The sequence below is a fragment of the Palleniella muris genome, assembly GCF_004792655.1.
Classification (GTDB): domain Bacteria; phylum Bacteroidota; class Bacteroidia; order Bacteroidales; family Bacteroidaceae; genus Prevotella; species Prevotella muris_A.
Genome location: NZ_SRZC01000002.1, coordinates 146,152 through 158,064, shown reverse-complemented (window position 1 = coordinate 158,064; position 11,913 = coordinate 146,152). Strand labels below are relative to the sequence as shown.

Below are 11,913 nucleotides of genomic sequence, written 5' to 3'. Positions count from 1 at the left end.
GTGAATGGAGATGGTATTGGCAAATAAAATTTTTATATCACACATTTTATAAAAAAATAAATTATGAGTCAACAAAGGCAACAATCGCAAAAGAATGTAATAAGTGCGTTTTGGATATTTGCTACTTTGGTTATAGTCGTTATTGCATTCGGCTTTGGTTTATATTTCCATACATTATCTTCAAAAAAGAACAACTCTATTCCAATAGAAATAGAGGAGTCTAATGATTCAAAAGATGAAAAAAGTGAGTTTCAAACTAATGCACACGAAATTAGTATATCCAAAGCAGAATGTGGATATTATTTGCCATCCAGTAAAGTTGCTAAATACACAGCAGATAATCTTATAGATGACAATATAAAAACGGCTTGGGCAGTAAACCTTGATAGTCCTATCTATGATTGTGATGCTTTGTTTGGACCTATTTTTACTGTAAATTGCAATACAGTTAGTGAAGTGGTGATTGTTAATGGATATGGAAAGGATGAGGCTTCTTTCTTTAATAACACTCGTGCTGCATGGATTACTGTTTATAGGGTAGATTATATGGTAGAGGAATTTCCCAATGAGAGCGATATAATTTACAGAGGAAAATTAAAAGATACTGTTGAATCTCAAAGTTTAGTTGTAAGTCCCAACTTTGATAATTCCAAGCCAACAAATAAAATAGGTCTAATATTCTCAACAAAAAATAGCGATGGATATTATTTCGGTCGAAAATGGAATGATTTGTGTATCTCTGAGTTTAAGGTTTATGGCAACAGTATTGGAACTGGTAAGTTAGAAACGAATGAACAACTTGCCAACAATGAAGAATGGATACGAGAAGAAGCCGAAGAAAATCAAATGCGTTTAGATGAAGAGCGGATGGGGCCTGAATGGATTAATGGTATATGGGAACTTAACACAACTGTTTCAACGGCTTTGGGGGCAGTGAGAGTCAATGCAAAAGTTTGCATTGATAGAGAAAGTCAGCAATTAGTAGCAACAGATTGTGGAACAACCGTAGCCAAAGGTGCCTATCGTATAAGTGGAAATACAATTTATTGTGGAGACACTTATATAGATATGGACATAAACAATCAACGTTTGGAGTATGGCAATGGCTATTATTATCGCAAAGTATCTGATAGATACCTCTAATATTCACCTTTGCAAGTAAGTGAATATTGAGAAAATAACATAACTTGCTGATAATAAGCATATAAATAACATTCTAAGAGTCGCTATAGCCTGATGAGACTGTAGCGACTTTCATTTTTATGACAATGTCATCAAAAGTGAATGTAATAATTGATAATATTATTAACTTTGCAGCCTCTAACTTCAATAAGATGGAAACAGCGATAAATAATATAAAGGCTATACTCAAAGAACAAAATATGTCTCAATCTGATTTAGCCGATAAATGTGGCATGGCAGCTGGCACTATAAATCGTATTATTAGGGGGAAACAAAAACTTACGCAGAATACACTAAAACTCATTGCTGATGTTTTGAATGTTTCTATTGACGAACTCTCGGAGAATGTTTCAATACTGAATAATGGTGTTAATGGTTATCTCCAATTTGGGAATGAGATAACACACATTACATCATATCGTAGCTTGCTAAACTGGTTAAAGAAATATGAGCCATTGATTATTGGATTGCCACAAATGGCAAAAAACATACAAAAGGAAGAACGGAGAAATCAGCAGTATATGATTGATTCAGATTTGTGCAATATAGATTTATTCAAACATGAGACTATTGATTGTACTAAATATGATTGTTGGAGTTTCCGTAAGTCAGAGGATGAAAGAGATGGCATTGATATTGATTTAGGGAATATGTGCGTATCATATCCTTTTGAATGTAATGGCAAATTATTTTCAAATTCAGAGGCTTTATATATTTGTGGGCTATTCAGCCTCAACACACCTCAACATATAGCAATACAAGAACAATTATTAAATGCAAAAAGTGGCTATGATGCCAAAAAAGGTATAAGAGCGGTAATAACAAGACACCATAAGGAACTATTACGCAAGGATTGGAATTCATTTAATGTAGAGTGGATGAAGTGGTGTGTATGGCAGAAGATAAAAAAGAATAAGCAGTTTGCTGAAATACTGTGTTCTATCCCTCGTACTGCATATATCATTGAAAATTCAACACATCAAAGGAATAGTGATACTTCTTTATTTTGGGGTATGTCCAATGTAGAGTTGGAAGAAAAAAGGGCTATTATTGAAAAGTGGGTAGAAATGTCAAACCCTACCTTATCTCAGAAAGAACTGGATAAGATAAAAATGAAAGAGCGAAATAAAATCAATCATATAGGAGTTTGGCAAGGGGTGAACTGTATGGGCAAAATATTAAAATCTTGCCAACTTGCCTTACTCTATAAAAAAGAACTTGGCATTAACTATGATTTATTGAGGGCTAAACACATATATATGTTTGGTGAATTGATGAGATTTGAAGATGAATTATCAACACCAAAGATTATAATATTTGATTGGGATATGACGCTAGTAGACTCAACCTTAGCCAAACAATACGGAAATAATTATAGAGAGGTTCAGAAACATATCTCTGAATTTTCCATATTTGAGGGAATTAAAGAAGTTATTGAGCAACTTTCGGAACACCATATTATATATGTAGTGAGTGGTAATGTTGGATCTACCATTAAAAAGGTTATCCAGTACTTTAACCTCAACATTCCATTGGAAAATGTGCATGGGTATCGGCAAGGTTATCCTATGGAGAATCTAGCACGAAAGAAAAAGGTAATGCAAGTTGCATTAGACTGCATTATACAAACTCACAGCGTATCCAAATCAAACATATTATATATTGGTGATGAGGCTGACGATTACACAGCTTGCCAAGAATATGGGGTACACTTTGTGGGTTGTCTGTGGGGTAATAATGAGCTAAAAGAAAATTCTGAGGTATGCACCATTGACCATCCAAATGAAATATTTGATATAATAAACTTAGATGGAGTTACACAGTAAAATTTCGTATCTCTACACCAAATTAGTTGAGATATAATTTCAAATTAATTCATTTGAAATTAAGAAATTCACCTATTATTTAGGATGTTGACCTCAACTATTTTTAATAATTGTGCCTTTAAAAAAGTGCCCTAGTAATTGAAAATATTGTATATATCGTTGATAATCAATGATACGTTGTATAACTTTGATAGTATATCTATAATTGTGCAACTTTAGATGTTAGTGTACGCGAAGATAACCACGCAGAAGCTTGACAGCGACCTCACAATGTTCGGGAACAAGTTGAACGCATCATTCGGAAGTGTAACCACCTAATAAGTCAAAGCCATGAAACGCAATATCATCACGATGGACGGACGGGGCAATATCGCCCTGCCGACCGATACAGGCTCCATTGCCATGACCGAGTGGGAAATCTGCGAGCTGTTCGGGGTTGTCGCCCCGACATTCCGTGCAGGTATAAGGGCACTATGCAAAAGCAGAGTTGTGGGGGAACACGAGATAAAGCGCACCATCCGCCTGTCTGACAAATGCAGCGCGGAGGTTTACAACCTTAAAGCCGTCATCGCCCTTGCTTTCCGTATCAATACTTTCGGTGCGGAGCAGGTGCGCAATGCCATTCTTAAAAGACTGTGCTTGCGAAAAGAGTAAAGTTTAGCCAACAGGCGTCCGAACCATGCTTCCGGTATTTAGAGGTGCGAGAACTCGCGCATCCGGCATTGCTCCGTTACTTGCAGGAGCGTGGGATAGATACCGCATTAGCAAAGCCTGAATGCAAGGAATTACATTTTATAAACAACGGCAAACCCTATTTCGCCATCGGCTTTCCAAATGTCGCAGGAGGCTACGAGGTGCGCAACGAGTTTTTCAAGGGCTGCATAGCCCCGAAGGACATCAGCCACATCCGGCAGCAGGGAGAACCAAGGGAAAAATGTCTGGTATTCGAGGGCATGACGGACTATCTCTCCTTCCTCACGTTGAGGATAAGGAACTGCCCGACCGTGCCTGACCTTGACAGGCAGGATTATGTCATCCTCAATTCGGTAGCCAATGTTTCCAAAGCCATTGACGTGCTGTACGAATATGAACGCATCCACTGCCTGCTCGACAATGACGAGGCAGGAAGAAAAGCGTACCGGGATTTGGAAATTGAGTTTTCCGGACGCATCCGGGACTTCTCCCACAACTATCACGGGTATAAGGACCTGAACGATTACCTGTGCGGAAAGTCTTTTTTCCAATCGGCAGAGCAGATGAAACAGGAGCGGTAAGTCCAATCCGCAAGGCGGATGATGCAGCCACCGAAGAAACGGGGGCTGAAGATGTAAGGAGGGAGGATGCTTGCAGCCGCACGGATATTTACCAATGGAAAATACCGTAGTAGCTTATTAGGGAATTTTCTCTCGCAATATCGGCTGCGGTTCGGCAATTCAAACAAGTTTGATTGCTCTCACCTTGCACGATATTTCCGAGCCGCATTGCAAGCAACGCTGAAAATTCCCCAATAAGCCAAAGTGGTTGCACCTCTCTGGACTCTCCGACCAACGGCAAAAGCCGTGTAAGAATAATTATCAATCATTGTTTCACAAGTTAAAAAAGAAAGGATATACTATGGGCTACGCAGTATTGCACATGGAGAAAACAAGCGGAACGGATGCCGCCATGTCTGCGCACATAGAGCGCACCATCCGACCGAAAAATGCCGATGCCGACAGGACGCATCTCAATCGGGAACTGATAAGTTTTCCCGATGGCATTGTAAACAGGACACAAGCCATACAGCACCGGTTGGATACCGCAGGGCTGGCACGCAAAATCGGCAGCAACCAAGTGAGGGCGATCCGTATCCTGCTTACGGGAACCCACGAGGATATGGAACGTATCACCAACGATGGAAGACTTGATGAATGGTGCGGCGACAATCTGAGATACCTCGCCGACACGTTCGGCAAGGAGAATATCGTGTCGGCAGTCCTGCACATGGACAAACAGACACCGCATATACACGCCACACTTGTCCCCATTGTCAGGGGAGAACGCAAGCGCAGGAAACGGGAGGAACAGGCGAAGAAACGCTACCGCAGGAAGCCGACCGACGGAGCAAGACTTTGTGCCGATGACATCATGACCCGTCAGAAGCTCAAAGCCTATCAGGACAGCTATGCCCAAGCCATGGAAAGATACGGATTGCAACGTGGCATAGACGGTTCGGAGGCGAAACACATCTCCACACAACAGTATTACCGTGATTTGGTGCAGCAGACAGAGCAGTTACAGGCGGATATAGGGCAACTTCAAGACCGCAGGGAAACGGCACAGGAGGAACTACGACAGATGAAAAGGGAGATACAGACCGAGAAGCTGAAAGGGGCAGCCACTACCGCAGCCGCCAACATTGCCGAGAGTGTCGGTTCTCTTTTCGGCAGCAACAAGGTCAGGACATTGGAGAGGGAGAACAGGAATCTGCATGAGCGTGTATCTGAACTTGAAGAAGAAGCCCGGCAGAAGGAACAGCAACATGTAAGGCACATACAGGAGATAACGAATGCATATGAACAGCGACACCGCAAGCAGTCCGAGTTCGTGGATTTTGTCAAACGCTATTTCCCGTATGTGGAGAAACTGATGCCGATGATAAACTTCCTGCGAGAGCGGTTAGGTTTCGATGACGGTATCATAAGAAGACTATGCGCATTCAAGGAGGTCAGCATGAAAGGCAAACTATATTCTTCGGAGTTCAGCCGAAGTTTTGAGACACAACGTTCCGTATGCGCCATCAAGGAGGATGAAAACGGAAAGTTTGATTTCAAGATTGACGGAGTATCACACGTAAGCTGGTTCAGAAAGAAGATGAACGAGTTTAGAGAAGCCATCGGAATACCGCCCCCGAGACAAAATAGAGGTATGAAGCTGTAAATCAAAATAAAGTCCGTGATAGTTAAATGACATATCACGGACTTTTTGTACTTTTGCATTATGGCATATCTATGGACTATATCAAATAATCAAGAATTATGCGGAAAATAACAGACGAACATATCAAAGCATATCAATCAGGAGTGCTGAAAAAGTTGTTCAATGTAATTAAAGAAGACCCTGAATTATCCTTTGAAATCAGAAAGGGGAATGAGGTTATGGTGTATTATAGAAAGGGTAAAATACTTACCATTAATTATATAGATAAAGATAATTATACAGTAAAGCCCTTGGATGAGCAATACTATAAAAACAGCAAATCACCGTCCGTGTCATTTGAGACCGATTTTCTATTGGAAACACTCAAACATACCGATGAATTGCGTAAATATTTTAAGCAGGCAAAAAGTCTTGTACACAAACATAAGATGGGGCTTGAGTTTGGTGTTCAACAGAATATCGCATTAGGCAATCGTAGTTTTGACAAGCGTTTTCTTGTCGTTGATATGGAGTGGCAATTTTCTCAGGAAACAGTAAAGAATGAGGATAGGGTCAGTAAAACGAGAATAGACCTTATCGTCATTGACACACAGTCTAACGAGGAGGGCACAAACGACATTTATCTAACAGAATTAAAAGTAGGAACAGAGGCGACAGAGGGTAAGTCCGGCATTATAGACCATATAAGGAAAACCAAAGACATAATAGATAAACCGGAGGTTCTCAATGATCTCAAATGCGATGTAGAAAATATAATTGATATAAAATCGCACTTGGGGCTTATCTGTGGAGAGAAAAAGGATTTGAAGCTATCCTTGAAGCCTAAAATGATGATTATATTGGCTTTTCGAGGAGAAGAAGAACAAATCCGATTAGAACGACAAGCTGAAATTGCGATATGCGAAGCCAGAAGAATAGGTCTGGGCGAACCATTAGTAAAGTACTTTGATTTACGAATGACTTTAGAATGAAAATTACCATTCATAGAGGGGCTAATCAGATAGGAGGTTGCATCACTACAATTTCTTCAGGAAACTGTAAGATATTGATTGATTTCGGCAGTAACCTGCCTGGGAGCAAAAAAGAAGAACTTTCAGAAGAGCAAATTAAAGATATAGCAGAAAATGCCGATGCTGTTTTCTATACGCATTACCATGGAGACCACGTTGGCTTGCACCACCTTATTCCGTCCAAAATCAAACAATACATAGGAGCTGGGGCAAAAGAGGTAATGCTTTGTAAATATGAGACATTGAATGAATATGGTGATTATAGCCAGCATATTAAAGCTACCAAAACTATGTTGCCATACTATGCTAACCGTCGTATTGATGTAGGTGGTAAAGGTGAGATATTCGTTACTCCATATTTCGTCAGTCATTCGGCATTTGACGCATATATGCTAACAATAGAGTGTGAGGGGAAAACGATTCTTCATACGGGAGATTTCCGTAAGCATGGCTATCTTGGCAAAGGTCTGATTCCGACATTGGAAAAATATGTTGGCACGGTTGATATTCTAATTACAGAGGGGACAATGCTTGGCAGAAAACAGGAACAGGTGGTGTCGGAGAATGAACTTCAGCGCAATGTAACCGATATATTGAAAGAGCATAAATATGTCTTTGCATTGTGTTCTTCTACTGATATAGACAGACTTGCCTCATTCAATGCATCATGTAAAGATACAGGTCGGGTATTCGTTGTTGATGAATACCAAAATAAAGTGCTTGATATATTCTCAAAATATGCAGGGAAACACACTGTCTTATACAGGTTTAATCCTTTCAGATTAATCAACTTCAAAACGGAAAATGTAAAGAAGAAATTAATTCGAGAAGGTTTCTTGATGCTTATACGTGCAAGCAGTTTACCTTTAGTTGAAAGAATGATGGATATTTATAATGATGAAAAATCTTGGTTGATATATTCCATGTGGGGAGGATATACGGAAGATAATAGAGATTATGCCAACAAAAACATAATAACAATCCGAAACTTTTTCGAAGGACGCGTATTTGATGGAACTAAAAACGGAGTACACACCAGCGGGCACGCTGATGTGCATACTTTGGCTGAGGTTTGCAATGTTGTCAATCCCCGTATAGGTGTGATACCAATTCACAAGGATAAATACTCAGAGTATGAATCTTTGCCCGATATCTCAAAATACAAAATATTTCATGAGGGGAATACCACTATCGAAAATATATCTATATCAATACAATAAAAATACTTCAAATCTCTGATGCTCATAATCTTCATCAACGGATGACACATTTACCTATTGCTGATGAAATGTTACAATATTGGTGTCAATAGTTCATTCTTTCAGAAAAATATATTACCTTTGCACTAAGACGATAGGTCTTGTTAAGCAACTCAAAGCAAAGCGCAGAAATAGGCACGGTTGCCAATTCGTTACCCAAATTTCTGCCATTCTTCCGAACCTCCTATGCTTAAAGAGGTTATAAGACTCTTCCAGATATAACTATAAAATGTGTGGGGTTCTTTACACTGATTACGACATTAATGGTGATATAAAACTATTAGAGACAAATTTGTTGTCTTTAGTAGAAAACACCAAAGTCAAATATCCAACAATATCCCAGTTATTACAGAAACATATAGAGCAATATGATAATGACAAAATTATACATTTAAGTGCTATTGAAGCTATTGTTGACTGTATCGTTTCTTTAGAAAAGAAAAATGTAAACAGTAAACGAACTTTCATAAGCCATTCGTCTAAGGATAAGGATATTATTGAAAAATTTGTTGATCACATCTTACAACTCGGTATAGGAATAAAAGCAGAAGACATATTTTGCACTTCTATTGAAGAAATGGGAGTAAGAAACGGTGAAGATATTCGCAAACACATACAAACGAATATTCAAAATGTAGATTATGCGTTTTTGATAATTTCTAAAAAATATAAGGCTAGCGAAATCTGTATTAATGAAATGGGGGCAGTATGGGCTTATGACAGCAACGTACGATTATATCTTTTACCGGATGTGGATTTCGATGAAATAGGTTGGCTGTGCGACACTCGAAAGGCGGAAATGATAAATTCATCTATAGCCTTAGATGCGCTACATAAAGAAATGATAGAATATTTTGGACTACCGGATAAGGAGATCTGGAGTCGCCAAAGAGAAACATTTCTAAAATATATAAATAACATCAAGTAGAGATTATGGCAAAGTTAGAAGGAATAATATATAAGACATTTAATCATTATGTAGTGCTTAGAGGTTTCGCACCCATAAAGGATCTGGCCGCAATATCTCATAAACCAGATTCATATCAAAGAAATGCTTTGGACAATCATAAAAAAGAAATCGTTGAGTTTCTTGCAAATGGAGAATATAAGTATTTCCCTGAAATAACCCTTGCTTGTAGAGTATATGACTATGAGAATTTTGCAAGAAATATCGGTATTGATAATGTGGTAGATAGAGATGATGCTCAATTGTTCCTGGATTAAAAGTTTTAAGTGAAAGACTCCCTTATGAGGGGTACAGAGCACGACATGCCTATTTAATAAAAAGGACAAATACAGAATTAGTTAGGGTTGATGGAAACCATAGACTGGAACCTTTTGACAATCCAAATGATTGCGTTTGGACTGAAACAAATGCAGATATAAATGAGTTGAAAAAACTTATTGTGCCTTTTACTGTGATATTTTCAGCAGAAGAACAAGCGGACAAGTTTGAAGCTGGTATATTCCATAACATAAATTTCAAGCAAGAACCATTAAGACAAGAGGCAAGTTTGAAAATTATTCATGATTTGAATGTGTTTGACGATAAAGAAAATTTAGGGAAAGAATACCCAATTGCACTTCGCCTAATAGAACAAGTAAAGTCAGGACGATACAATGCGATTCCTTGGCTAAGGGTTAATGATTCTATTGACCAAGACTATTATCGTACTGTTTGTTTGAGAATCGTACAATTAATTAACAAGTTTATTCCAGAAATTAAAAAGGCATGCGAAGAAGAGCAAAAAAAGTTGCCAAGCACTCAAGCAAAATATGAAAAACTGGATTCGCAATTAGCTGAACTTCAAACATTGCATAATCAACTTGTAGAGAAATTAGATGATTTCAAATTTAGGAGCAATTATGATGTAACTTCACCAGAGTATAGGACACTGGAGAAAGATATTTATGGATATAGTTTGCAAGTACGCGATTTGCAAAATCAATACAATGGAGCAAAATACTCATTAGAAGTCAGAAAGAGTCAATTGAAAACTTATCAATCATTTCTCGACAAGGTGCAAGATGCAAACGCCATAGAACAAGCTTTAAATATAGTTGGACGAGAATATGAACAATTTGAGGGAAACGAATATGGGAATATTTCTTTCTTATGTGCAATGGTGTTTTATGCATTATTAGATAATAATCGACTTAAATCCTTTGTGTATTGGGCGAAGCAAAATGGAATAAACAAAATTGTTGATGCTGACGATTTGTCCGACGATGGCTCAGAGAACTTGGTAAATATGTTTGAGCGAATACATCAGACAAAAAGAAATGAAATATTCATATCAATGCAATTTGGGGATTCTCAAAGTGAATTGATATACGAAAAGATTGTTCGAGCAGTAGAGACATTTAATGCTAAACATCGCAATATAACATTGAATCCAAGACCTATTAGAATTGACAGAACCATTGAATCAAGCACATTTTCCATTCAAGATAGAATATTGGATGCTATACAGTCATGTAGTTTAATTATTGCAGATTTAAGTAGTGCCAACATTAATGTTTATCATGAAATAGGATATGCAATGGGGGTGGCACAATCTCACAATATGATTCCTAACATGATATTATTATATAAAGAAGACACTGACCACAATAAAGAGAGAAAAGATGTGGATAAATTTATTGGATTCAATCTAAGGAATTTGTCACAACTTCGTTTTAAGGATTATTCCCAGTTAGTTGATGGACTTGTAGAACGATTAGAAAAGCATTACGGTGTATAATTATGGGCAAAACAGTAACAACATATCTCATTGATGGAGACCCGAAAGGAACTCAATACGCATTCATTAGTAACAAGATTTGCCAGATGTTTGTAGTTCCACGTTCAAACCTCTCTTATTTGAATACGCAAGAGAAATTGCAAAAACCTGCGTTTTATATATTACTGGGCGAAGATGAATCAACCAAGCCACAGGCATATATCGGTGAGACGGAGAATTTCAAGGAACGTGTGAAAGACCACGACAGCAAGAAGGCGTTTTGGCAAAAGGCCCTCATCTTCGTATCGAAAGATGCGGATATGACTAAAGTTGATGTGCAATATTTAGAGCATAAGGCGATTGCCGAAGCCAAGAAAGCGAATGCTTTTATCCTAAGTGACAACAAACAAATCCCTAAAGCTCCGAATTTACCTGAACATCAACAGGACTCAATGGATGAGTTCTTTGAAGATGTAAAGTTTTTAGCTTCCTTTATTGGTTGTAATATCTTTGAAATATCACAGCCAAAGGCTGAACATTTGTTCTATACCAAAGGTAGAGGTTGTAACGCAAAAGGCTTTTACAGTTCCGATGGATTTACTGTCCTAAAAGGAAGTGTAATTGCTAAAACAATGGTTCCGTCTTTCAACTGGAAAGAAAAGCGGGAAAAGATGCTACAAGAATATACAATTTTTGAAAACGATGCATTGAGACTGACATCCGACAAAACATTTTCAAGTCCAAGCACTGCCGCCGATTTCTGTATTGGTAGCAGCAATAACGGTTGGTTAGTTTGGAAAGACAAGGATGGAAATACTTTGGATTCTGTGTATAGAAAACAATTGGAATAAATAATATATTGCGCGAGTTCGTTTACTTTATTATCCAACTCGCATAAGATTCGTCTTCTATTTGATAAATTCCGTCAAAAGCGGGTGGTTTTCTCGTTTTTTATTTGTAACTTTGCTGACATATAGGAAACTAAAAACCAACG

10 protein-coding genes and 2 pseudogenes are annotated in these 11,913 nt (G+C 38.1%); all 12 read left to right on the top strand.

Features of this window, described 5'->3' with window-relative positions; genetic code table 11:
• Positions 1 to 63 precede the first annotated feature (63 nt).
• Positions 64 to 1,143 (top strand): NADase-type glycan-binding domain-containing protein, encoded by a 1,080-nt coding sequence (locus tag E5358_RS01690; protein WP_135938634.1) that lies wholly within the window; start codon positions 64 to 66, stop codon positions 1,141 to 1,143.
• Between the two features lie 191 nt (positions 1,144 to 1,334).
• Complete coding sequence (locus E5358_RS01685; RefSeq protein WP_168354561.1) at positions 1,335 to 3,008, top strand: helix-turn-helix domain-containing protein; 1,674 nt, start codon at positions 1,335 to 1,337, stop codon at positions 3,006 to 3,008.
• A 225-nt stretch (positions 3,009 to 3,233) separates the two neighbouring features.
• Positions 3,234 to 3,326: pseudogene (locus E5358_RS15235) on the top strand (tyrosine recombinase); the annotation flags it as partial.
• Positions 3,327 to 3,338: 12 nt separating this feature from the next.
• Positions 3,339 to 3,662 (top strand): virulence RhuM family protein, encoded by a 324-nt coding sequence (locus E5358_RS01680; protein ID WP_135938632.1) that lies wholly within the window; start codon positions 3,339 to 3,341, stop codon positions 3,660 to 3,662.
• A 2-nt stretch (positions 3,663 to 3,664) separates the two neighbouring features.
• Positions 3,665 to 4,282, top strand: a pseudogene (locus tag E5358_RS01675) (toprim domain-containing protein); the annotation flags it as partial.
• Positions 4,283 to 4,622: 340 nt separating this feature from the next.
• Complete coding sequence (gene mobV, locus E5358_RS01670; RefSeq protein WP_135938631.1) at positions 4,623 to 5,927, top strand: MobV family relaxase; 1,305 nt, start codon at positions 4,623 to 4,625, stop codon at positions 5,925 to 5,927.
• A gap of 98 nt (positions 5,928 to 6,025) precedes the next feature.
• A complete protein-coding gene (locus tag E5358_RS01665) occupies positions 6,026 to 6,898 on the top strand; it encodes a hypothetical protein (RefSeq protein WP_135938630.1) in 873 nt (290 codons plus the stop codon).
• The gene (locus E5358_RS01660; protein WP_135938629.1) at positions 6,895 to 8,157 is read left to right on the top strand and encodes an MBL fold metallo-hydrolase; all 1,263 of its coding nucleotides are present in this window, start codon (positions 6,895 to 6,897) and stop codon (positions 8,155 to 8,157) included. The genes E5358_RS01665 and E5358_RS01660 overlap by 4 nt, the downstream gene beginning before the upstream one ends.
• 268 nt (positions 8,158 to 8,425) lie before the next feature.
• Complete coding sequence (locus E5358_RS01655) at positions 8,426 to 9,124, top strand: toll/interleukin-1 receptor domain-containing protein (protein WP_277821125.1); 699 nt, start codon at positions 8,426 to 8,428, stop codon at positions 9,122 to 9,124.
• 5 nt (positions 9,125 to 9,129) lie between these two features.
• Complete coding sequence (locus E5358_RS15230; RefSeq protein WP_277821124.1) at positions 9,130 to 9,420, top strand: hypothetical protein; 291 nt, start codon at positions 9,130 to 9,132, stop codon at positions 9,418 to 9,420.
• A 167-nt stretch (positions 9,421 to 9,587) separates the two neighbouring features.
• Positions 9,588 to 10,940 (top strand): hypothetical protein, encoded by a 1,353-nt coding sequence (locus E5358_RS01650; protein ID WP_277821123.1) that lies wholly within the window; start codon positions 9,588 to 9,590, stop codon positions 10,938 to 10,940.
• A gap of 2 nt (positions 10,941 to 10,942) precedes the next feature.
• Complete coding sequence (locus tag E5358_RS01645; protein ID WP_135938628.1) at positions 10,943 to 11,770, top strand: GIY-YIG nuclease family protein; 828 nt, start codon at positions 10,943 to 10,945, stop codon at positions 11,768 to 11,770.
• Positions 11,771 to 11,913 lie beyond the last annotated feature (143 nt).